Origin of the sequence: Herbaspirillum sp. WGmk3, from assembly GCF_023952535.1 — a bacterium.
Taxonomy (GTDB): domain Bacteria; phylum Pseudomonadota; class Gammaproteobacteria; order Burkholderiales; family Burkholderiaceae_D; genus Herbaspirillum; species Herbaspirillum huttiense.
Genome location: NZ_JAKYWT010000001.1, coordinates 271247 through 292130 on the forward strand (window position 1 = coordinate 271247; position 20884 = coordinate 292130).

Sequence of the window (20884 nt, forward strand, 5' to 3'; positions counted from 1 at the left end):
GGTTGATCTCGTCCAGGGAGGAAGGTCTCGCGGCAGGCGGGAAGACGGCGCCGGGCGCCGTACTTCACGCACCTGCACACTGGCCGGGCAGCAGCCGCAAAGGCGGCAGGGCAGCCGGCCGGCTGCGATGACGGGTGACGAGAATTGGCTTGGATGATCGCGGAAAGGACGGGGGGGAACGAATTGTCCGATGGTGCAGAAATCTTCATACGGCCTCGAAATAATTCGAGAAACACTACAAAGATTAATGAAGAACAGCTGCAGACCCTGCCAAGAACGTCTGCAGCCGGATGAGGTGCACGGGTTCCGGCACGCTCAGGAAGAAAACGACGCCACCGCCAGGGCGGCACGCAAGGTGGTGATGACCTCATCCCAATCGCCCGCACGCTGCTGGCGGAACAGCCGTGCCGTCGGATACCAGGGCGAGTCATGGCGTTGCAGGAACCAGCGCCAGTCGGGCGCATAGGGCAAGGCGATCCAGACCGGCAAGCCGAGCGCGCCGGCCAGGTGGGCGGCTGCCGTATCGACGCTGATGACCAGGTCCATGCAGGCAAGCGCGGCGGCCGTATCGGCGAAATCGCGAATGCCCTCCCCCACCGCATGCCACTGCGGTCCGGCCTGCTGCAGCCATTGCGCATCGGCGGTGCGCAGATCGGGCTGGATGATGAAGAAGGACACCCCGTCACGCGCCTTGGCCAGAGCCGCAAAGCGCTCCAGCGCGATGGACCGGCGCGCATCGTTGGCATTGCCGGGGTTGCCGGAGCAGATGATGCCTACGCGCACCTGCCCCGGCGCACGCGGTGCCAGCGCGTCGAGCTGCTGCTCCCACTGCCGTTTCAGGTCGATATGAACGTTCAGGTAAGGCACCGGTGCCGGGATGTTGTCCATCGCCGTATTGCACACCAGCGGCAGGCTCATCAGCGGCAACTGATAATCGATCGCGGGCAAGGCGCCTGCGGTCGGCACCAGCTGAATGCGCGAGGCCACCGGCAAGCCCTGCATCAGGGTGAACAAACTTTCCGGAACCTCGAACACCACCTCGGCCCCGGCCTCGACGATCTGCTGCACGTAGCGGCTGAACTGGATGGTATCGCCCTGCCCCTGCTCGGCCCACAGCAGGATGCGCTTGCCGGCCAGCGAGCTGCCGCCGTTCCAGGGCGGGATGGCGGCGTGGCGATAAGGATCGGCACCGCGTCCTTCCCAACGCCATTCGTAGAGCGGCAAAGCCTCTTCCAGCCGGCCAAGCACCAGCAGCGACAAGGCCAGGTTGACATGGGCATCGGCGTCCTTGCCATCCATGCGCAGGGCGCGGCGGAAGCTGTCGATGGCTTCCTCGTGGTCGCGCAGGCGCGCCAGCGTGGTGCCGCGGCTGACGTGGGCATCCACCAGATCGGGGTCGAGGATGAGGGCGCGGTCGTAATAACGCAGCGCTTCCTCGTAGTCACCCAAGGCATGTTCGATCAGGCCCGCATCCAGCCAGTATTGCGCGCGCTCATCGAAGCGCAGCAGCACCTGGCGCAGGCATTCGCGTGCGGCTTCCCACTGGCCGGCGCGCTCATGCAGGCGCGCCTTGCGGTGCCAGGTATCGGGAACATCGGGATTGCGCCGCAGTGCCTCTTCCAGTAAGGCCAGCGCCTGGCCATCGTTCTTGCCGGAGGGCGACATGCCCTGCAAGGCGGCCGAGGCGGCGACGAAGAACTCGGGACGTTCATGCCCCGCCTCGATCAGGTCGCGATAGAGCAGGAAGCTGTCTTCATATCGCCCCTGCTCGTAGAAGGCGCGCCCCAGGCGATAGCGCAGGGCCAGCGCTTCCTCGCTGTCGGGGTCGACCAGCGGCAAGGCCTGCTGCCAGGCCAGGGCTGCTTCTTCGAAACGTCCTTGCGCGGCCACCACGCTGCCCAGCAGCTGCAGCGCATCCTTGTGCCGGGGATGGGTCTCCAGCAAACCGAACAGCACTTGTTCGGCGGCGGCGTAGTCATCCTGGTGGAAATGGTCGAGGGCGAGGCGGACGGTATCAGTGGCGTTCATGGCAGGCGGGGTGAGACAAACCCGCGTATTGTCTCATCCCTGCCGGGGTACTGCGTCAGCGCTTGAACACCAGCACCGGATCGGCGCGATAGATGGCCGGATACATCTTCTGCAGGTTGCTGATCTTGGGCAGGTCGTTGTAGGCGATGTAGGGCTGGTTCGGATGCAGGGTGGCGTAATCCTGATGGTAATCCTCGGCCCGGTAGAAACCTTGCAGCGGCGTCACCTGGGTCACGATGGGAGCGCTGAAGACCTTGGCGGCATTGATCTGGGCGATGTAGGCCTGGGTGGCCCGGGCCTGTTCGTCGCTGGCGGTGAAAATGGCCGAACGATATTGCGTGCCATGGTCCGGGCCCTGGCGGTTGAGCTGGGTCGGGTCATGCGCCACCGAAAAATAGATCTGCAGGATCTGGCCATAGGAAATCTTGCGCGGATCGTAGGTCACCTGTACCGCCTCGGCGTGCCCGGTGGTACCGGAACTGACCATGGAATACGTGGCCGAATCGGCCTTGCCGCCGGCATAACCAGACACCGCCTGCAACACGCCCTGGGTATGCTGGAACACCCCCTGCACACCCCAGAAGCAGCCACCCGCGAGGACCACGGTGGCGGTGTTGGCGGTGGAGGCCAGCACCGCCTTGCCGCTAGGAGCGGGCACCGCCACCGCCGCTTCGGCAGCAAAAGTGGAAGCACAGGCCAGCGCCAGGCAAAGGCTGGCCGCAGAGGCCAGGAAGGCAGGTTTGAACAGGGACATGGCAGGCTCCGACAGGGCAGGGAAAAATCAGAAAATCGGCTAGGACGATCAGGTCAAACGCACAAGATATGAAGCATTCAGCGCCGCACGGGCTTTCCCGGCGTGCCCGATGCGCCGCTGCGCCGCCACAGCAGGCGCAAAGCGAGCATCACCCCGACCAGTACCGCAAACAACAGCGGCTGGGCGATCAGGTTCTTGCCGGCCTTGTCCCACCAGTAGTGCAGCACACCCAGCGGCACGATCACATAGACCAGCCGGTGCAGGGCCTGCCAGCGCTTGCCGCCCAGGCGACGCACCATGCCGTTGGTACTGGTGATGGCCAGCGGGATCGACAGCAGCAGCGCCAGCACGCCCACGGTGATGAAGGGCCGCTTGACGATGTCCTTCCAGATCTCACCGAGGTCGAAGAAGTGATCAAACCAGACGAAGGTCGTGAAGTGCAGGCACAGATACAGAAACGCCATCAGCCCCAGCATGCGGCGCATGCGCACCAGCCAGTTCAGCCCGGTGATCTTGCGCAGGGGCGTCACCGCCAGGGTGATGCAGAACAGGTACAAGGTCCAGTCGCCGGTGCTGTGGGTGATGAATTCCAGCGGATTGGCTCCGAGGCCGCCGGTGAAGCCCAGCACCACCAGCCGCACCAGCGGAACGAAGGCCAGGGCCAGGAACAGCCACCACAGCCCCGTCACGGCGCGTGGTTTGAGATTGCGCAAGGCGGCCGGAGCGAGCTGCATGCCTGATCCGATCCTCAGAAGAACTTGCGCAGGTCCATGCCGGTGTACAGGCTGGCCACGTCGTTGTATCCGTTGAACATCAGCGTCTTGCGCTTGGGCGCGAAGAAGCCGTCCTCGCCGATGCGACGCTCAGTGGCCTGCGACCAGCGCGGATGGTCCACGTTGGGGTTGACGTTGGAGTAGAAGCCGTATTCCTGCGGGGCGTAGAGATTCCAGGCGGTCTTGGGTTCGTCCTTGACGAAGCGGATCTTGACGATGGACTTGGCCGACTTGAAGCCATACTTCCAAGGCACGATGATGCGCACCGGTGCGCCGTTCTGGTTGGGCAGCACTTCGCCGTACATGCCCAGGGTCAGCAGGGTGAGCGGGTGATTGGCTTCGTCCAGGCGCAAACCTTCACGATAGGGCCAGTTCAGGATGGGGGTGGACAAGCCCGGCATCTGCTTCTTGTCGGCCAGGGTGACGAATTCGACATACTTGGCATTGCCCGTGGGTTCGGCCTTCTTTATGAGGGCCGAGAGCGAATAGCCGATCCACGGGATCACCATCGACCAGCCTTCCACACAGCGCATGCGGTAGATGCGCTCTTCCAGCGGGGCCAGCTTGGTCAGGGCATCGAGGTCCAGGGTCATGGGCTTCTTGACCTCGCCTTCGATGTCGATGGTCCACGGGCTGGTTTTCAGGCTGCCGGCATTCTTGGCCGGATCGGCCTTGTCGGTACCGAACTCGTAGTAATTGTTGTAGCTGGTGGCGTCTTTGTAGGCGGTCTGCTTGTCCATGACCGCGAAGGCGTTATTGAGCTGGGCCGGCAGCTTCTTGCCCTGCTGGGCGAAGGCTTGCGGCAGCGCGCCCATGCCGCCGGCCAGCGCGGCACCGGCCGCCACGCGCGCCATGAAGCTGCGGCGCGACAGGTAGAGATCACGCGGGGTGATCTCGGAGGCGGTCGGGATGTCAATCTGGTCGGGACGAATCTTGATCAGCATGGTGCGCTCCGGCAAAAAAGGAAGTGAATGCAAAGCGGAGGCAAGGTCAAGACCTCGCCGATGAGATGCCATGGTAAAAGCGGCGCGGTGACGCCCGGGTGGCATTTTGATGACAATTTTGTCATGAAGAAAAATCCCTCCATTGCTAGAATCAAGTGCATTTTCCGGTTCATTCTCTCCGATCCGGGCCGCCTTTGCAGCGGCACTTTCCGTCCATTCCACCTCACACGGTTTCCCACAGCATGGCCATCCTGGTAATCGAAGACGACCCCAAGACCGGTGACTACCTGCGCAAAGGCTTGCGCGAATCCGGCTATGCCGTCGACCTCGCCCGCACCGGCAGTGACGGCCTGCACATGGCACTGGAACAGGACTACGACCTGGTGGTGCTGGACGTGATGCTGCCCGGCCTGGATGGCTGGCAGGTCATGAGCGCACTGCGCAGCAAGCGCGACCTGCCGGTGCTGTTCCTGACCGCCAAGGACCAGGTGGAAGACCGCATCCGTGGCCTGCAGCTGGGGGCCGACGACTACCTGGTAAAACCCTTTTCCTTCACTGAACTGGTATTGCGCATCCGCACCCTGCTGCGCCGGGGCGTCACGCGCGAGGCCGAGGTCTATGAGATCGCCGACCTGCAGCTGGACCACGTGCGCCACAAGGTCACGCGCCAGGGTATTCATATCGCCCTGACCAACAAGGAATTCATGCTGCTGCACCTGCTCATCAAGCGCCGGGACGAGGCACTGTCACGGTCCGTGATCGCCTCGCAGATCTGGGATATGAACTTTGACAGCGACACCAATGTGGTCGACGTCGCCATCAAGCGCCTGCGCGCCAAGATCGACGCGCCCTTCGAGAAGAAACTGATCCACACCGTGCGCAGTGTCGGCTACATGTTCTCTGAGAACCCATGAACACCGTTGCCACACCCGTGCGCAGCTGGACCCTCACTTCCCGCGTCACCGCCCTGTTCGCGCTGATGACTGCGCTGGTGGTCACCGGCCTGGGCTTCTACCTGGATCGGGCGGCCGGGGTCGCCCTCTCGCAGCGCGCCGACCAGGCCCTGATCGGGCGCGTGGAACACTTCCGCAACCTGATGCACGACCTCTACAACGTCGAGCAGATGGAGCAGCGCCCTGCCCTCTTCGAAAGCATGATGGGCAATGAGCAGGATGTGCGCATCTTCCGCCGTCAGGGTGAAGCGCCCTTCATCCAAAGCAATCCCGATCACCTGCAGCCGCCTGAGATGACCCCGCTTCCGGTGGGCCGTCCGGTCAGTTCGGCCAGCCTGCAGACCAGCTTCCGCCCCGATGGCGTGAAGGTACGCTGGGTCTCGGCACTGGCCGATGTGGGCAAGGGTGGCGCCGGCGGCGACCGCGTGGAGATCGTGGCCGCCTATGTGATGGTGCAGGAAAGCCGCATGATGCACAGCTACCGCTGGCGCATTGCCGGTGCAGCGGGCGCTGCCATCTTGCTGACGTCGCTGCTGGGATTCCTGCTGCTGCGACGCGGGCTGCAGCCGCTGGAAGCGATGAGCCAGCGCGCCGCCCAGATCACGCCCGACCGCCTTTCCACCCGCCTGGAGCAGGACGGCATGCCGTCCGAACTGCGGCGCGTGGCGCTCTCCTTCAATGCCATGCTGGACCGGCTGGAGGCTGGCTACGACCACCTGGCGCAATTCTCCGGCGACCTGGCCCACGAGATCCGCACGCCCATCAACGTGCTCATGGGCCAGAGCCAGGTTGCACTGGGCCAACGGCGCAGCCTGGAAGAATATGAACAATTGCTCGAATCGAATGTGGAGGAATTGCAGCGGCTCTCGCGCATCGTCGAGAACATCCTGTTCCTGGCGCAAGCCGACCATGCGACGCTGGCCGTGGAATGCAGCGCGCTGGACCTGCATGAAGAATTGGGCAAGGTGACCGAGTACTTCGAAGGCATCGCCGACGAACGCGGCCTGCGCTTCGAACTGGAGGCCCAGGGCACCTGCCACGCCAACCGCGACATGTGGCGGCGGGCAGTGAACAACCTGGTCATCAATGCGGTGCGCTATGGCGAGGCCGACAGCGTCATCCGCATCCAGACCGAGAACGACGCCAGCGGCAGCCGCATCCTGGTGGACAACCGCTGCGAAGGCGTCACGCCCCATGCGATGGCGCGCATGTTCGACCGCTTCTATCGCGGCGACCGTTCCCGCAGCGCCTTCACCGAATCCAATGGCCTGGGATTGGCCATCGTCAAGGCCATCATGGCCTTGCACCGGGGCACGGCGGCGGTTGAATGCCCGCAGCCGGGCTGGATCCGCTTCAGCTTGTTCTTCCCGTCGGCGGCAACGCAGGCGGCACACTTGCAGGCTCCGCCGCCTCTGCCGACCTGAGCGCTTCCTGCGCGGCCTGGGCCGCCAGTTCAGCCTCGCGCGCTTCGGCCGCACGTCTTGCCTTCTGGGCCGCCGAGGCGCGCGTGAAGATGATCTTCAAGGCTGCCATCACCGGCACCGACAGGAAGATGCCCGCCACCCCGCCCAGTTGGTCACCGGCCAGCAGGCCCAGGATCACCATGAGCGGGCTCACTTCCACGCCCTCGCTCATCAGGTAAGGATTCAGTACGTAATCCTGGAACACCCGATACGCCACGATGAAACCCACCAGCCACAGCAGGTGGTCATAGCCGCTGAAGCCGGCCACCACCAGGGCGGCCGCACTGGCCGCCAGCGGACCGGCGAAGGGAATGAATTCCAGCACCGCCGCCAGGCCCGCCAGCAGCATGGCGTAGGGCACGCCCATGAGCGAGAAGGCGATGCTGTAGGCCACGAAGGTGGCAATGGAGAGAAAAAGCAGCGCGCGCACATAGCGCGAGAGCAGCACGTCGAGATCCTTGATGATGCCATCCCACAGCTTGCGGTTGGAACGGTTCATCCAGGACAGGATTTCATCGCGCATGGCCGGCGCTTCCTTGATGAGCAGGAAGCTGATCACCGGCACCAGCACCAGGTAGATCAGGTTGCTGGCCGCATGCATCACGCCTACCCCGAACTGCTTGGCCAGCGGCATGGCCTGGTCGGTGCCGTTGGCGAGCTGGTCGCGGATGAAGCCGAGGATGCGTGCGCGCAGCGGTTCGGCGAAGCCCGGCAGCGGAATCTTGGACACCGCATCATTGGAGCGCAGCAGCGCCGGCAGTTGCTCGGACAGGCGCACGGCTTCCTCCTGGATGCGCGCGCCGAAGATGGTCGCCACCGCTGCCACGATGCCGATGGCCAGCACGAACACCACCGCAATGGAGACGGCCCGCGGCACCTTGGCCGGGCGCACGCGCTCGACCTGCTCCACCAGCGGATAGACCAGATAACTGAAGAAGACGGCAAACACCAGCACCAGCACAGTGGCTGAAATGGTATAGGTGACATAGAGCAGCAATGCCACCAGGAAGACGGTCCAGACGATCCTGGCCACGCGGAAATCAAAACCCAGCATAAATATTCATCCTTGGAAAAAGAGGACGCAGCATGCGTGCGCCACGGGCAACCCCAGCCCGCCAGCCCCTCTCCACCGAGGTGAAGAAACCCGGTGGACGCTTGCACTCAGTTGTACTCAGTTGCACTCAGTACTTCACCTGTGGCGTGGCCGAGATGTCGTTTCCCGACCGCGTGCCACGCTACGGCTGAGCTGCAAATGCACCTTATTTGATCCGCATCAGGTTTCCTATCAGCCAAATCCTTCTGGCTTTGTAGGAAAGCGTGAAAATACGTTCATGCAGCGCAACATGATGCTGAACAGGGCTGCGTCCTTGTGAAACCGGGAAGTTCACAAGACGCGATGTCGTCATGAAGAGACGTTAATAAGCGCCTTCGCCCCTGCCAGCCCCTGAGCCTGCCGACGGCCCTCGCCCGCGCCTCCGCGCCGGGCGCCCGTCATTCTCATCCGTGATAACTGTTATCAGCAAATACACAGGTGCATGACATTGCGATGGGTCAAGCAATTGCTTTAAATTTCAGACATTACTGAAATTTCGAAAGACTTCGACATGGAAAACAACGTACTCAGCCCGCTCATGCAGCGTTTCATCGGCCATTTCGGCGAGATGGGCAGCCGCTGGGGTATCAATCGCACCGTAGGCCAGATCTATGCCCTGCTCTATATCTGCGGGCGTGCGCTCAATGCCGACGAGATCGCCGAGTACCTCAGTTTTTCGCGCTCCAACGTGAGCATGGGATTGAAGGAATTGCAGTCCTGGCGGCTGGTGAAGCTGCTGCACAAACCCGGTGACCGCCGTGAATATTTCGAACCGCCCGGCGACATCTGGGACATCTTCAAGGTGCTGCTGGAAGAACGCCGCCGCCGCGAAATCGAGCCGACCCTCTCCATGCTGCGCGACGCCCTGCTGGAAGCGCCCGGCAGCAAGGACGACAAGGAAGTGCAAAAGCGCATGCGCGAGATGTATGAACTGATCGAACTTTCCAGTTCCTGGTTCGACGATGTGCAGCGCCTCTCGCCGGAGACGCTGGTGTCCTTGATGAAGATGGGTTCCAAGGTCAAGAAGCTGCTGGACGTGCGCGACAAGTTCCGCGTCGGCGGCAGCAGCAACGAAAAGGAGTAATCCGCATGCAACTCGCCTCATCCTTGCGCAAGCGCCCGTGGCGCTGGCCACGCCTGACCCAGCTGCCGCTGGGGGTGGAGATCACCCTGCTGCTGGTGGTCAAGATTGCCCTCATTACGGTGCTGGCCAAGACTTTCTTCGCCCATCCCGAAGCCAAGCACATGCAGATGCCGGTACAGCGCGTGGAGCAGCGCATGCTGTCTTTCACCACGCCGCAGCCAGCCACCGCACAGCAGTACCCGTCCCAAGACCTGTCCGCCAAACAACAAACGGAGTAACACAACATGGTTCCCATCGATGAAGTCGTCTCGCTGTCACGGCTGCAGTTTGCCGTTACGGCGCTCTATCACTTCCTGTTCGTCCCCCTCACCCTGGGCTTGTCCTGGATCCTGGTCATCATGGAGTCGGTCTATGTCATGACCGGCAACCAGATCTACAAGGACATGACCCGCTTCTGGGGCAAGCTCTTCGGCATCAACTTCGCCATGGGCGTGGCCACCGGCATCACCCTGGAATTCCAGTTCGGCACCAACTGGTCCTATTACTCGCACTACGTGGGCGACATCTTCGGGACCCCGCTGGCCATCGAAGGCCTGATGGCCTTCTTCATGGAATCGACCTTCGTCGGCCTGTTCTTCTTCGGCTGGGACAAGCTCTCGCGCAAGCAGCACCTGATCGTCACCGTGCTGGTGGCGCTGGGCTCGAACCTGTCGGCGCTGTGGATCCTGATCGCCAATGGCTGGATGAACAATCCGGTGGGCGCCGAGTTCAACTTCGAGACCATGCGCATGGAACTGGTCAGCATGACAGACGTGATCTTCAATCCGGTGGCGCAGGTGAAGTTCGTGCACACCGTGGCCGCCGGCTACGTGACGGCTTCCATGTTCGTGCTGGGCGTGTCGGCCTGGTATCTGCTGAAGGCCCGCGATACCGCCTTCGCGCTGCGCTCCTTCGCGGTGGCGGCCGGTTTCGGCCTGGCCTCGACCTTGTCGGTGATCGTGCTGGGCGACGAGTCGGGCTATACCGCCGGTGAAGTCAACAAGGTCAAGCTGGCCGCCATCGAAGCCGAGTGGGACACCCACCCTGCCCCGGCCGGCCTGACCTTGTTCGGCCTGCCCAATGACAAGGAAGAGCGCACCGATTACGCCGTCAAGATCCCCTATGCGCTGGGCCTGATCGCCACCCGTTCGGCCGATACCCAGGTGCTGGGCATCAAGGACCTGAAGAAGGAACACGAAGCACGCATCCGCAACGGCATGCTGGCCTATGCGGCGCTGGCCAAGCTGAAGGCGGGCGACAAGTCCCCCGAAGCCCGCGCCGAATTCGACAAGCTCAAGAAGGACCTGGGCTACGGCCTGCTGCTGAAGAAGTACACCAACAACGTCGTCGATGCCACGCCTGAACAGATCAGCCTGGCGGTGAACGACACCATCCCCAAGGTCGCACCGCTGTTCTGGTCCTTCCGCGGCATGGTGGCGCTGGGCTTCCTGTTCCTGTTCATCTTCTCGGCGTCGTTCTGGTTCCTGGCCAAGAAGCAACTGGCCCCGCAACGCTGGCTGCTGCGCCTTGCCGTGATCTCGATCCCGCTGCCGTGGATCGCCGCCGAGCTCGGCTGGATCGTGGCCGAATATGGCCGCCAGCCCTGGACCATTGCCGGCATCCTGCCGACCCACCTGTCGGCCTCCTCGCTGCAGCCGGGCAGCCTCTACTTCAGCCTGGCCGGCTTCATCCTGTTCTATACCTTCCTGCTGGTGGTGGAGATGATCCTGATGGTGAAGTACGCACGCCTGGGTCCGAGCAGCCTGCATACCGGCCAATACCACTGGGAAACCAAGGGTCATGAAAAGAGCCCCGGCGATGTCCTGCCGCCGCCCCTGAATCCGTCGGCCAATGCCGGCAGCCACTAAGCCATCAGAAGAAATGAGGAAAGCAGAATGATCTTCGATTACGAAACACTCAAGCTGATCTGGTGGGCCTTCGTGGGCGTACTCATCATCGGCTTCGCCCTGACCGACGGCTTCGACTTCGGCGTGGGCATGATGCTACCCTTCGCCGGCAAGAACGACACCGAGCGCCGCATCCTGATCAATTCCATCGGCCCCACCTGGGAAGGCAACCAGACCTGGTTCATCACCGCCGGCGGTGCCACCTTCGCGGCCTGGCCGCTGGTGTATGCGACGGCGTTCTCGGGCTTCTACATCGCCCTGATGATCTTGCTGTTTTCGCTGTTCTTCCGTCCGGTGGGCTTCGACTATCGCAGCAAGGTGGCCGATCCGCGCTGGCGCAATGCCTGGGACTGGGGACTGTTCATCGGTGGCTTCGTGCCGCCTCTGATCTGCGGCGTGGCTTTCGGCAACCTGCTGCTGGGTGTGCCCTTCCACTATGACGACACCATGCGCGTGGAATACACCGGCAGCTTCTTCGCACTGTTGAATCCCTTCGGCCTGCTGGCGGGCCTGCTGTCGGTAACCATGCTGCTGATGCACGGTGCGGCCTTCGCCTTCGTCAAGACCGAGGCCGCCGTGGGCGAGCGTTCGCGCAAGACCGTCATCGGTGCGGCGCTGGTGACGGTGCTGCTGTTCGTGGCTGGTGGCTTCTGGGTGGCCCAGATGCCTGGTTATCGCATCACCTCCATGCCGGATGCCAACAGTGCCTTCACACCCCTGGCCAAGACCGTGGAAGTGGTCGCCGGTGCCTGGTTCGACAACTATGCCAAGTGGCCCGTGACCAAGCTGTTCCCGGCGCTGGGCGTGGCCGGTGCGGTGCTGGCGGCATTGCTGGCGCTGGTGCGCAGTGCGCGCCTGGCCTTCATCGCCAGCGGGCTGTCGGTGACGGGCATCATCCTCACCGCCGGCATGTCGCTGTTCCCCTTCGTCATGCCCTCTTCGCTGGACGCCAAGAGCAGCCTGACCCTGTGGGATTCGGTCTCCAGCCACAAGACCCTGGGCCTGATGTTCTGGATGGTGCTGATCTTCCTGCCACTCATCATCGTCTATACCGGCTGGGTCTATCGCGTGGTCAAGGGCAAGGTCACCGCCCGCGACATCCACGAGAACGAACACACGGCGTATTGATTACGCGCAATCGCAAACTGCAACGAGGAGAACATCATGTGGTATTTCGCCTGGATACTCGGTATCGGCCTGGCCCTGGCCTTCGGCATCATCAACGTCATGTGGCTGGAAGCCAACTATGCCTTCGGCCGCCGCAAGGCCGAGGAAACCCACGAGCGCTTCGCCAGCGCCCGTGCGGCGGAAAGGCAGCGGCGCAACGGCAGGTAGGCTCGGGGATCGGATCCTCACGTGATCACATGATCGAGTGATCGCAGGAGCAAGGCCGGCAGCGTCGCTGCCGGCCTTTTTTTCAACTTGCCTGGAGACCATCATGCCTGCCTCCCCTGCCTCGCACACCGAAGAAGTCGCGCCCGCGCCGCGCCACTGGGCCTTGCTGCCAGGTGCCGGTTTCGCCGACAGTTACCGCATCCGCCTTACGCCGCAACTGGCGAAATTGAATTCGACCGAGATCGCAGCCCGCATGATGGCGACCCAGCCTGCCTGGGTCAGCGCATTGATACGCTTGCGTGATCGCCTGATGGCGCCGCTGGGACTCAAGCAGGCCGGCGACCACGGCGGCGGGCCGGCCGGGTTTCCCCTGCTGCTGGCCGAACCGGCCAGGGTCGTGATGGGAATGGACGACCGCCACCTGGATTTCCGGCTGTGCGTCGAAAAGTCGCCGGCCGCGACCGGCCAGGCGGCAGATGAAGACCAGTGGCTCACCGTGACCACCGTGGTCCGAACCAAACGCCTGCTGGGCAAGGCCTATCTGGCGGCGATCATGCCCTTCCATCGCTGCATCGCGCGCAGTTTGCTGCTGGGGGTACTGCGGGAGGAGCGTTCGGCGCTCTGATCCGCGTTCCATGAAAGAAAACGCCGCTGCGACCGGATGGACGCAGCGGCGTTTTCCTTCATGCTGACCGGCGCAGGCAGGAAGCACATCGGCTCCCGCCCGGCCTGCTGGCATTACACCAGGTTCAGGGTGACGTTGATGTTGTCACGGGTGGCGTTGGAGTACGGGCACACCTGGTGGGCCTTGTTCACCAGATCTTGCGCCACGGCCTGGTCGATGCCCGGCAGCGAAATGTTCAGTTCAGCTTCGATGCCGAAACCGCCCGGGATCTGGCCGATGCCGACCTTGCCGGTGATGCTGGCATCCGCGGGCAGGGCCACCTTGGCCTGGCCGGCGACGAACTTCAGCGCGCCCAGGAAGCAAGCCGAGTAACCGGCCGCGAACAGCTGTTCCGGGTTGGTGCCGTTACCACCGGCGCCGCCCAGTTCCTTGGGGGTCGACAGCTTGACGTCCAGCACGCCGTCGGAGGACTTGGCCGAACCTTCACGGCCGCCAGTGGCGGTAGCGGTGGCGGTGTACAGGGCTTTTTCAATCTTGTTCGAAGGCATGGTATTTCCTTTCAAAGTTCAGGTTGTCGTCACCCTTGACGGGTTTCGTTCGAGGGGTGTGATGCCTAAAGATTCACTTTTGGTCATCACTGGCTTGCCAATCTCTTGCTGCTTCACTTGCGGTCTTGCTGATGTTTCTGGTGTTGCTGAGGTTGCGCTATTCAGTTCGGCTGCATCAACGATATAAATAATTAACTATATTATTGCGCACAACATAAAACACAAAGCTTGTTACATTTTCATTCATCTTCGGCATCGATCAGGCCCTTGCGGACCTGCTTCAGCTCCACCACCAGGGCCTTGATCTGGTCCAGCGCCGGCAGCATGCAACTCATCTGCTGCGGTACGGCCTTGGCCTTCTCACGCAATGCGCGGCCGCCATCGCTCAGGCTTACGACCACCCGGCGCTCATCGCCGGCATCGCGGTTGCGGTGAAGCAAACCCATGCTTTCCATGCGCTTGAGCAGCGGGGTCAGCGTACCAGAATCCAGGAACAGGCGCGTGCCCAGTTCCGAGACCGTGACGCCATCCTTTTCCCACAGCACCAGCATCACCAGGTATTGCGGATAGGTGATCTCCAGCGGGGCCAGGATCTTCTTGTAAGCCTTGGTCATGGCCAGCGACGCCGAATACATCGCAAAACACAGCTGGTTGTCGAGAAGCAGGGCTTCGTCGATCAGTGCGTCCGGGAGATTCGTGGTGTGCGTCTTGTCCATGTGCTGCATATTAAACTGCTCAAAATTGAATTGCAAGCTATTTAATTTGAAAAAATTTGTCGTTGTTGTTCATTTCGCTTCGTCGGTCCCTGCGCCAAGCCGGTATCATGCGGCCTGCATCCGCATTTTCCTGCATATCGATGAATTCCCACCCCAATCCCCTGCGCTCCCTGGACCTGTTCTGCAAGGTCGTCGACAACTATGGCGATATCGGCATCTGCTGGCGGCTGGCGCGGCAGCTGGCGCATGAGCAAGGGCTCGCGGTGCGGCTGTGGGTGGATGACCTGGTGAGCTTCCGGCGCATCTGGCCGACGGTGGACACGCTGGCCGGGACGCAAGAGGTCAGCGGCGTGACGGTGCAGCACTGGCGCGGCCAGGACGGCCTGTTCACGCCGGACGATGTGGCCGATATCGTCATTGAATTCTTCGGCTGCGAGATCCCGCCCGGCTACGTGGAAGCCATGGCGCAGCGCTCGCCCAAGCCCGTCTGGTTCAACCTGGAAGGCTTGTCCGCCGAAGCCTGGGTCGAGGGCTGCCACACCCTGCCCTCGCCGCATCGCTCGCTGAAACTGACCAAGTATTTCTTCTTCCCCGGCTTCAATGAACGAACCGGCGGGCTCAGCTTCGAAGCCGACCTGCAAGCCAGGCGACAGGCCTTCCTGGCCAACAATGAAGGCCCGGCTTTCCTAGGCGGATTGGGCGTGACTGCGGCCGAAGCGCAAGCCTGCAAGGTCTCTCTGTTCTGCTACGACTACGCCCCGATTGCCGAATTGTTTGCAGCCTGGCAAGCCTCGCCCCTCGCGGTCACCTGCCTCGTGCCGGAAGGCGTAGGCCGCGCGGCGGTCGAGGCTTTCCTGAACGCACCGATGCGCGCCGGTACGGTGGCCACGCAGGGCGCACTGACGGTACGTGTGCTGCCCTTCGTGGCACAGACCGATTACGACCGCTTGCTGTGGAGCTGCGACCTCAATTTCGTGCGAGGTGAAGATTCCTTCGCACGCGCCCAATGGGCCGGCCGCCCCTTCGTCTGGAACATCTATCACCAGGACAAGAACCTGCACCACACCAAGCTCAACGCTTTCCTGAAGATTTACGACCCGGCCACGCCCGCCGTCATCGACCTCAACCGGGCCTGGAACGGCGCTTATCCGGGCGAGCTTGACTGGCAGGCAAGCTGGCAGACGCTGCAGGCAGAGCTGCCGGCATTGTCGGGCCAGGCTGAACAATGGGTCCAGAAGCTGTTGGCAAATGGCGACTGGATGGACAATTTGCTCGGCTTCGCCCGCCGGCTCGCCTTGGAAGAGTGGAAGAGCACGGAAAATGGGTTAAAATAGCGGGCTACCGTTTTAACGCAGTTTGGAATTCAATCGTACGTGGGCTTGCGGTGAAGTTTTAGAAGTTTTACCAGTGGGCTACTGACAGTTTGAAAAAACCTACTTTTCACGACACATCGCTATGAAATTTGCAAAAGAAATCCGCGTCGGCAACATCATTATGGTCGACAGCAAGCCCATGATCGTCCTGCGCTCGGACGTCAACGGTTCTTCCCGTACCGGCTTCACCTACAAGTGGAAGATGAAGAACCTGCTGACCAACAGCCCGCAAGAAAGCGTCTTCCGTGGCGACGACAAGTTCGACGTCGTGGTGCTGGACAAGAAGCCGGTGACCTATTCGTACTTCGCTGACCCGCTGTTCGTCTTCATGGACGAAGAGTACAACCAGTACGAAATCGAAGGCGAAAACATGGGCGACGCCATCGGCTACCTGAAGGACGGCATGCAGTGCGAAGCTGTCTTCTACGACGGCAAGGCCATCTCGGTCGAAATGCCGACCACCATCGTGCGCAAGGTTGCCTACTCGGAACCGGCGGTCAAGGGCAACACTTCGGGCAACGTCCTGAAGGAAGCCAAGATCGAAAACGCCATCGAAGCCAACCAGATCACCGTGATGGTGCCGCTGTTCGTGAGCCAGGATGACGACATCGAAATCGACACCCGCACCAACGAGTACAAGAAGGTCGTGCGCGGCTGATCGTTAGCCAACGCCAATAAAAAAACGCTGCCTGGTGCAGCGTTTTTTTATGCCTGTGTTCCAGGCACTAGATGAAGCCTGAAGCTCATCCCCCTTCCCTCACCCGCGCCAGGTCCCGCGCCGCCGCCTGTCCTTCCGCGCTGGCCCAGAAGGCCTTGTCGGCCGCCTGCAGGCGCAGTGCCGATTGCTCCATATGGCGCAAGGCCGCTGCCCGCGCGGCCTCGGCATTGCCATCATTGATCGCTTGCGCCAGCGCCGCATGTTCGGCGCGCACCTGCTGCACGAACTCATTGCTGCGCGCTTCGTTCATGCGCGACACGCGGATGGCGGCGTGCAGGAACTGGCTCAGGAACTGCACCAGCGAGGTGTAGAGCGGATTGTGAGAGGCATTGGAAATGGCGGCATGGAAGGCGAAATCCTCCTGCACGCCATCGCGCCCCGCCGCAGCCGCTGCATCGATGGCCTGCAAGGCCTGCTGAATCGCCAGGTTCTGCGCGCGCGTGCGGCGCTGCGCCGCCAGGGCGGCCATTTCCCCTTCCACCCCGCGCCGCAGTTCGATCACCCGCAGCACTGCCTGGATGGAGTCGCGGCCATCATCCACATTCAGGTCCAGCCGGAAGGGCGTGGCCTGCGTCACCGGCAGGACCACCGTGCCACTGCCCCGGCGCGAACCGACCAGCCCCTCGGACTTCAAGCGTGAAATGGCTTCGCGGATCACCGTGCGGCTCACCGAAAATCGTTCGGTCAACTCCATCTCCGAAGGCAAGCGCGCATCCGGGGCGAATTCCCCGCTGCGAATCTGCTGTGCCAGTACGCTGGTGACATGGTCGGCCAGCGTGGTCTTGCCGCGCGCAGCAGCGGCCATGGAGGCGAGCGCCGACGCCTGCGGCCTGGAGGAGGAGGATGTCTTCATGGCGCGCATGATACCGCGCAGGCATCGGCTTTTGTGACTTCCGCTTCATATTCTCAAAGTTGTATTACAACTTCCGCTATAATGCGCTGCACGGGTTTCGCTCAAGCGTTCATATCCCCCTATTCCGACGACAGATCACGAGGAGAACACATGCATATCGTCATTACCGGCGGCGCCGGCTTCCTGGGCAGCCGACTGGCGCGCCAGCTGCTGCAACGCGGCACCCTGACCGGCCGCGACGGCCAGCCGCAAGAGATCAAGCGCATCACCCTGCTGGACGTGGTTCCGGCCCAGGGTTTCACCGATCCGCGCATCGAAGCCGTCACCGGCGACATCGCCGACGCCGCCGTGATCGAGCGCGTCATCACGCCCGAGACGCAGTCCATCTTCCACCTGGCGGCCATCGTCAGCGGCCACGCCGAGGCCGATTTCGATCTGGGCATGAAGATCAACTTCGACGCCACCCGCGTCATCCTGGAACGCGCCCGTGCCCTGGGCACCAAGCCGCGCGTGGTCTTCACCAGTTCGGTGGCGGTGTTCGGCGGCGAACTGCCGGCCGTGGTCCCCGACAACACCCTGCTGATGCCGCAAAGCTCCTACGGTGCGCAAAAGGTCATGGGTGAACTGCTGGTGCAGGATTATTCGCGCAAGGGCTTCATCGACGGCCGTGCGCTGCGCATGCCGACCATTTCGGTACGTCCGGGCGCGCCCAACAAGGCGGCCTCCAGCTTCGCCTCGGGCATCATCCGCGAACCGCTCAATGGCCAGCCCTCGGTCTGCCCGGTCACGCCCGATACCCGCATGTGGCTGATGTCGCCGCGCCAGGCCATCGCCAACCTGATCCACGGCCATGAAATCAATGGCGCTGACCTGGGCCTGGCCCGCTTCCTCTCCATCGACGGCCTGTGCGTGACCGTCAAGGACATGGTCGAGGCCCTGGAACAGGTCGCCGGCAAGGAAGTGGTGCAACTGATCGAATGGAAGGAAGACGAAGCCATCAAACGCATCGTCAATTCCTGGCCCGGTGCCTTCGAAGCCAAGCGCGCCAAGGCGCTGGGCTTTACGGCTGATGCCAACTTCGCCGATATCATCCGGGCCCACATCGAGGACGAAGTGAAGAAATAAGCTGCACATCAGCACGCAGAAAAACGAAGGGACAGCCCCGCAAGAGGCTGTCCCTTTTTGCTGCCTGGGTGATACGGATTTACTGCGCCTTGCCCAGCATGTTGAAGATGCTGGAGAAGTCCAGCTTGCCTGCCCCGTTCATGCTGTGGATGTCGTACAGATTGCGTGCCGTCGAACCCAACGGAATGGCGCAGTTGGTGGCCAGCGCATTCTCCACGGCCAGCCCCAGGTCCTTGAGCATCAAATCCACGCCGAAGCCGCCCGCATACCCCTTGGAGGCCGGTGCCGTTTCCATCACGCCGGGGCAAGGGTTGTAGACCTCCAGCGTCCAGTTGCGGCCCGAGCTCTTGGACATGATTTCCGAGAGCACCTTGGGATCCATGCCATTGGCCATCCCCAGGCGGATCGCTTCCGACGTTCCGATCATGAGGATGCCCAGCAGCATGTTGTTGCAGACCTTGACGGTCTGACCGCTGCCGCTTTCACCTGCGTGATAGATTGCTTTCCCCATCTTCTGCAAATAAGGCTGGGCGGCCTCGAAGGCCTCCTTGCTGCCGCCCACCATGAAGGTCAGCGTGCCCGCCGTCGCCCCGTTGGTGCCCCCGGAGACGGGCGCATCCAGCATCTCGAAGCCGCGCGCCTTGGCCGCTGCCGCCACCTTGCGCGCCGCTTCCGGAGCAATGGTGGAACAATCGATCAAGAGCGCGCCCGGCTTGGCCGAGGCCAGCACCCCGACATCGCCCAGGTAGAGCGATTCCACGTGACGGCTGGCTGGCAGCATGGTGATGACCACGTCGGCCTTGGCCACGGCCGCCATGGAATCGGCTTCGGTCTTGCCGCCGACCTCCACCACCTTGTCCACGCTGGCCTTGACCAGGTCATGCCCGCTGACCGAAAAACCGGCCTTGACCAGGTTCTGCGCCATCGGCAAACCCATATTGCCCAGGCCGATGAAGACGATGTTGGCGCTCATGCTGCTCTCCTTACTTCAGGGTGATGGTGGTGTTGACCTGGCCGGCTTCTTCATCGGGCGCGTACCAGCGGGCGGTGACGGTCTTGGTCTGGGTCCAGAAGGTCACGGCCTGCTTGCCGTTGGGGCCGAGGTCGCCCAGCTTGGACGCGCGCGAACCGGTGAAGCTGAAGTAGGCCACCGGCACGGGGATGGGCACGTTGATGCCGACCTGGCCGACGTCGATCTCGTTCTGGAACTTGCGCGCCGCATAGCCCGAGCTGGTGAAGATGGAAGTACCGTTACCGTTGGGGTTGGCGTTGATGAAGGCAATGGCTTCATCGAGGGTTTCCAGTTCGACGATGCACATGGCCGGGCCAAAGATTTCCTGGGCGTAGATGTCCATCTCGGGCTTGACGCCGGTGAAGACGGTCGGTCCCACGAAGTTGCCGTTCTCGCTGCCGGCCACCTTGCAGTTGCGGCCGTCCAGCAGCAGCTTGGCGCCCTGCTCCACGCCGCTGGCGATGAGGCGTTCGACACGTTCCTTGGCCGCCTTGGAGACCAGCGGGCCGACATCGGCCTTGCGGTCGGTGCCGGGTCCGACCTTCATGGCCTTGGAGCGCTCGACGATCTCGGGAATCCATTCGCGTGTCTGGCCCACCAGCACCACCACCGAATTGGCCATGCAGCGCTGGCCGGCCGCACCGAAGGCCGCACCCAGCAGGTTGTTGATGGCCTGGTCCTTGGGGGCATCGGGCAAGACGATGCAGTGGTTCTTGGCGCCCATCATGCACTGGGCGCGCTTGCCGGCTTCGCTGGCGCGACGATAGATGTGGGTGCCGACATGGGTGGAACCGATGAAGGACACCGCCTTGATGTCGGGATGGTCGCAGATCATGTTGGCCACGTCCGGGCCACCATGCACCACGTTCAACACGCCCGGCGGCAGACCGGCCTGGTTGGCCAGCTCGACCAGGAACAGCGAGGAAGTCGGGTCCTGCTCGGAGGGCTTCAACACGAAGGTATTGCCGCAGGCCACGGCGATGGGGAACATGAAGCAAGGCAGCATCACCGGGAAGTTGAAGGCGGTGATGCCCGCCCCCACGCCCAGCGGCTGGTAGAGCGTATAAACGTCCACGCCGCCGGCGACGTTCTCGGCCAGTTCGCCCAGTTGCAGCGAGGTGATCGAGCAGGCGTGCTCCACCACTTCCAGGCCGCGCATGACTTCGCCTTCGGCGTCCGGTAGGGTCTTGCCGTGTTCACGGGTGATCATTTCGGCCAGCGGGGCGATGTTCTCGCGCAGCAGTTGCTGGAACTTCAGCATGATGCGCATGCGCTGCGCCAATGAAGTATTGCGCCAGGTCTTGAAGGTTTCCTTGGCGTTGGCCACGGCCCGGTCGACTTCTTCCTTGGTGGCGAAGGGCACGCGCGCCACCACTTCCTGGGTGGCCGGGTTCAGTACGTCGCGCCACTCCTTGGAAGTGGACTGCACCTTTTCACCGTTGAGGTACAGGGGAACGTTGGGGATGTTGGCTTGGCTCATTGCAATTTCCATTGTGAAGAGGTGAACAGGATGGGGAGAGCAAGGCCGGAAGCAACTCCCG

At 62.5% G+C, this 20884-nt stretch carries 21 protein-coding genes; 11 read left to right on the forward strand and 10 right to left on the reverse strand.

The features are described from left to right. Window positions 1-315 precede the first annotated feature (315 nt). The 4 genes from MKD49_RS00990 to msrP all read right to left on the reverse strand — a co-directional run bounded on the left by MKD49_RS00990 (window position 316) and on the right by msrP (window position 4499). On the reverse strand, window positions 316-2028 hold the full coding sequence (locus MKD49_RS00990) for a tetratricopeptide repeat protein (RefSeq protein WP_252695192.1): 1713 nt from the start codon (window positions 2026-2028) through the stop codon (window positions 316-318). A gap of 55 nt (window positions 2029-2083) precedes the next feature. Continuing rightward, entirely contained in the window at window positions 2084-2782 is a 699-nt protein-coding gene (gene msrA / locus MKD49_RS00995; RefSeq protein WP_252695193.1) for a peptide-methionine (S)-S-oxide reductase MsrA, read from the reverse strand. A 77-nt stretch (window positions 2783-2859) separates the two neighbouring features. Next, the gene (locus tag MKD49_RS01000; RefSeq protein WP_209535345.1) at window positions 2860-3516 is read right to left on the reverse strand and encodes a sulfite oxidase heme-binding subunit YedZ; all 657 of its coding nucleotides are present in this window, start codon (window positions 3514-3516) and stop codon (window positions 2860-2862) included. A gap of 14 nt (window positions 3517-3530) precedes the next feature. After that, window positions 3531-4499: a protein-methionine-sulfoxide reductase catalytic subunit MsrP gene (msrP, locus tag MKD49_RS01005; RefSeq protein ID WP_121042018.1), complete on the reverse strand. Its 969-nt coding sequence runs from the start codon at window positions 4497-4499 to the stop codon at window positions 3531-3533. Between the two features lie 242 nt (window positions 4500-4741). Here msrP and MKD49_RS01010 point away from each other — a divergent pair, with 242 nt between their 5' ends. Together MKD49_RS01010 and MKD49_RS01015 are read left to right on the forward strand one after the other, a co-directional pair. Continuing rightward, on the forward strand, window positions 4742-5413 hold the full coding sequence (locus MKD49_RS01010; protein WP_121042020.1) for a heavy metal response regulator transcription factor: 672 nt from the start codon (window positions 4742-4744) through the stop codon (window positions 5411-5413). Further along, on the forward strand, window positions 5410-6876 hold the full coding sequence (locus MKD49_RS01015; RefSeq protein WP_252695194.1) for a heavy metal sensor histidine kinase: 1467 nt from the start codon (window positions 5410-5412) through the stop codon (window positions 6874-6876). Before MKD49_RS01010 ends, MKD49_RS01015 begins: the two co-directional genes overlap by 4 nt. Here MKD49_RS01015 and MKD49_RS01020 read toward each other — a convergent pair. Then, window positions 6806-7969, reverse strand: coding sequence for an AI-2E family transporter (locus MKD49_RS01020; RefSeq protein ID WP_252695195.1), 1164 nt, complete (start codon window positions 7967-7969; stop codon window positions 6806-6808). The two genes, MKD49_RS01015 and MKD49_RS01020, sit on opposite strands and share 71 nt — an antisense overlap. A gap of 550 nt (window positions 7970-8519) precedes the next feature. Between MKD49_RS01020 and MKD49_RS01025 the strand changes: the two genes are divergently transcribed. The 6 genes from MKD49_RS01025 (at window position 8520) to MKD49_RS01050 (ending at window position 12998) form a co-directional block, all read left to right on the forward strand. Next, entirely contained in the window at window positions 8520-9092 is a 573-nt protein-coding gene (locus tag MKD49_RS01025) for a GbsR/MarR family transcriptional regulator (protein ID WP_121042024.1), read from the forward strand. Window positions 9093-9097: 5 nt separating this feature from the next. Then, window positions 9098-9370, forward strand: a complete 273-nt coding sequence (cydP, locus tag MKD49_RS01030; RefSeq protein WP_252695196.1) for a cytochrome oxidase putative small subunit CydP — start codon at window positions 9098-9100, stop codon at window positions 9368-9370. A 6-nt stretch (window positions 9371-9376) separates the two neighbouring features. Further along, complete coding sequence (locus MKD49_RS01035) at window positions 9377-10999, forward strand: cytochrome ubiquinol oxidase subunit I (RefSeq protein ID WP_252695197.1); 1623 nt, start codon at window positions 9377-9379, stop codon at window positions 10997-10999. 27 nt (window positions 11000-11026) lie between these two features. Beyond that, a complete protein-coding gene (cydB, locus tag MKD49_RS01040; RefSeq protein ID WP_252695198.1) occupies window positions 11027-12166 on the forward strand; it encodes a cytochrome d ubiquinol oxidase subunit II in 1140 nt (379 codons plus the stop codon). A 36-nt stretch (window positions 12167-12202) separates the two neighbouring features. After that, on the forward strand, window positions 12203-12373 hold the full coding sequence (gene cydX / locus MKD49_RS01045) for a cytochrome bd-I oxidase subunit CydX (protein WP_252695199.1): 171 nt from the start codon (window positions 12203-12205) through the stop codon (window positions 12371-12373). Between the two features lie 103 nt (window positions 12374-12476). After that, entirely contained in the window at window positions 12477-12998 is a 522-nt protein-coding gene (locus MKD49_RS01050) for a DUF2867 domain-containing protein (protein WP_252695200.1), read from the forward strand. A gap of 113 nt (window positions 12999-13111) precedes the next feature. Here the strand turns inward: MKD49_RS01050 and MKD49_RS01055 are convergent, their stop codons facing one another. Together MKD49_RS01055 and MKD49_RS01060 are read right to left on the reverse strand one after the other, a co-directional pair. Next, entirely contained in the window at window positions 13112-13546 is a 435-nt protein-coding gene (locus MKD49_RS01055) for an organic hydroperoxide resistance protein (protein ID WP_039785041.1), read from the reverse strand. Window positions 13547-13785: 239 nt separating this feature from the next. Then, a complete protein-coding gene (locus MKD49_RS01060) occupies window positions 13786-14271 on the reverse strand; it encodes a MarR family winged helix-turn-helix transcriptional regulator (protein ID WP_034331832.1) in 486 nt (161 codons plus the stop codon). A gap of 131 nt (window positions 14272-14402) precedes the next feature. On the opposite strand from MKD49_RS01060, the gene earP reads away from it, so the two are divergent. After that, window positions 14403-15596 (forward strand): elongation factor P maturation arginine rhamnosyltransferase EarP, encoded by a 1194-nt coding sequence (gene earP / locus MKD49_RS01065; protein WP_252695201.1) that lies wholly within the window; start codon window positions 14403-14405, stop codon window positions 15594-15596. Between the two features lie 121 nt (window positions 15597-15717). Further along, window positions 15718-16293: an elongation factor P gene (locus MKD49_RS01070; RefSeq protein ID WP_017451702.1), complete on the forward strand. Its 576-nt coding sequence runs from the start codon at window positions 15718-15720 to the stop codon at window positions 16291-16293. 85 nt (window positions 16294-16378) lie between these two features. Here the strand turns inward: MKD49_RS01070 and MKD49_RS01075 are convergent, their stop codons facing one another. After that, window positions 16379-17215, reverse strand: a complete 837-nt coding sequence (locus tag MKD49_RS01075; protein WP_121042039.1) for a FadR/GntR family transcriptional regulator — start codon at window positions 17213-17215, stop codon at window positions 16379-16381. Between the two features lie 141 nt (window positions 17216-17356). On the opposite strand from MKD49_RS01075, the gene denD reads away from it, so the two are divergent. Then, complete coding sequence (gene denD, locus MKD49_RS01080; RefSeq protein ID WP_034331837.1) at window positions 17357-18331, forward strand: D-erythronate dehydrogenase; 975 nt, start codon at window positions 17357-17359, stop codon at window positions 18329-18331. A gap of 79 nt (window positions 18332-18410) precedes the next feature. Here the strand turns inward: denD and mmsB are convergent, their stop codons facing one another. Beyond that, window positions 18411-19304 (reverse strand): 3-hydroxyisobutyrate dehydrogenase, encoded by an 894-nt coding sequence (gene mmsB, locus MKD49_RS01085; protein WP_252695202.1) that lies wholly within the window; start codon window positions 19302-19304, stop codon window positions 18411-18413. A gap of 10 nt (window positions 19305-19314) precedes the next feature. Continuing rightward, complete coding sequence (locus MKD49_RS01090; protein WP_252695203.1) at window positions 19315-20823, reverse strand: CoA-acylating methylmalonate-semialdehyde dehydrogenase; 1509 nt, start codon at window positions 20821-20823, stop codon at window positions 19315-19317. Between the last annotated feature and the right edge of the window lie 61 nt (window positions 20824-20884).

Bases quoted from the DNA above. Each gene is read 5' to 3' on its own strand.
- MKD49_RS01015 (WP_252695194.1), top strand. From the start codon at position 5,410: ATGAACACCGTTGCCACACCCGTGCGCAGCTGGACCCTCACTTCCCGC.
- MKD49_RS01055 (WP_039785041.1), bottom strand. From the start codon at position 13,546: ATGCCTTCGAACAAGATTGAAAAAGCCCTGTACACCGCCACCGCTACC.
- cydX (WP_252695199.1), top strand. From the start codon at position 12,203: ATGTGGTATTTCGCCTGGATACTCGGTATCGGCCTGGCCCTGGCCTTC.
- msrA (WP_252695193.1), bottom strand. From the start codon at position 2,782: ATGTCCCTGTTCAAACCTGCCTTCCTGGCCTCTGCGGCCAGCCTTTGC.
- MKD49_RS01000 (WP_209535345.1), bottom strand. From the start codon at position 3,516: ATGCAGCTCGCTCCGGCCGCCTTGCGCAATCTCAAACCACGCGCCGTG.
- MKD49_RS01050 (WP_252695200.1), top strand. From the start codon at position 12,477: ATGCCTGCCTCCCCTGCCTCGCACACCGAAGAAGTCGCGCCCGCGCCG.
- MKD49_RS01010 (WP_121042020.1), top strand. From the start codon at position 4,742: ATGGCCATCCTGGTAATCGAAGACGACCCCAAGACCGGTGACTACCTG.
- MKD49_RS01075 (WP_121042039.1), bottom strand. From the start codon at position 17,215: ATGCGCGCCATGAAGACATCCTCCTCCTCCAGGCCGCAGGCGTCGGCG.
- MKD49_RS00990 (WP_252695192.1), bottom strand. From the start codon at position 2,028: ATGAACGCCACTGATACCGTCCGCCTCGCCCTCGACCATTTCCACCAG.
- cydB (WP_252695198.1), top strand. From the start codon at position 11,027: ATGATCTTCGATTACGAAACACTCAAGCTGATCTGGTGGGCCTTCGTG.
- MKD49_RS01070 (WP_017451702.1), top strand. From the start codon at position 15,718: ATGAAATTTGCAAAAGAAATCCGCGTCGGCAACATCATTATGGTCGAC.
- MKD49_RS01060 (WP_034331832.1), bottom strand. From the start codon at position 14,271: ATGCAGCACATGGACAAGACGCACACCACGAATCTCCCGGACGCACTG.
- cydP (WP_252695196.1), top strand. From the start codon at position 9,098: ATGCAACTCGCCTCATCCTTGCGCAAGCGCCCGTGGCGCTGGCCACGC.
- earP (WP_252695201.1), top strand. From the start codon at position 14,403: ATGAATTCCCACCCCAATCCCCTGCGCTCCCTGGACCTGTTCTGCAAG.
- MKD49_RS01035 (WP_252695197.1), top strand. From the start codon at position 9,377: ATGGTTCCCATCGATGAAGTCGTCTCGCTGTCACGGCTGCAGTTTGCC.
- MKD49_RS01025 (WP_121042024.1), top strand. From the start codon at position 8,520: ATGGAAAACAACGTACTCAGCCCGCTCATGCAGCGTTTCATCGGCCAT.
- MKD49_RS01020 (WP_252695195.1), bottom strand. From the start codon at position 7,969: ATGCTGGGTTTTGATTTCCGCGTGGCCAGGATCGTCTGGACCGTCTTC.
- mmsB (WP_252695202.1), bottom strand. From the start codon at position 19,304: ATGAGCGCCAACATCGTCTTCATCGGCCTGGGCAATATGGGTTTGCCG.
- MKD49_RS01090 (WP_252695203.1), bottom strand. From the start codon at position 20,823: ATGAGCCAAGCCAACATCCCCAACGTTCCCCTGTACCTCAACGGTGAA.
- msrP (WP_121042018.1), bottom strand. From the start codon at position 4,499: ATGCTGATCAAGATTCGTCCCGACCAGATTGACATCCCGACCGCCTCC.
- denD (WP_034331837.1), top strand. From the start codon at position 17,357: ATGCATATCGTCATTACCGGCGGCGCCGGCTTCCTGGGCAGCCGACTG.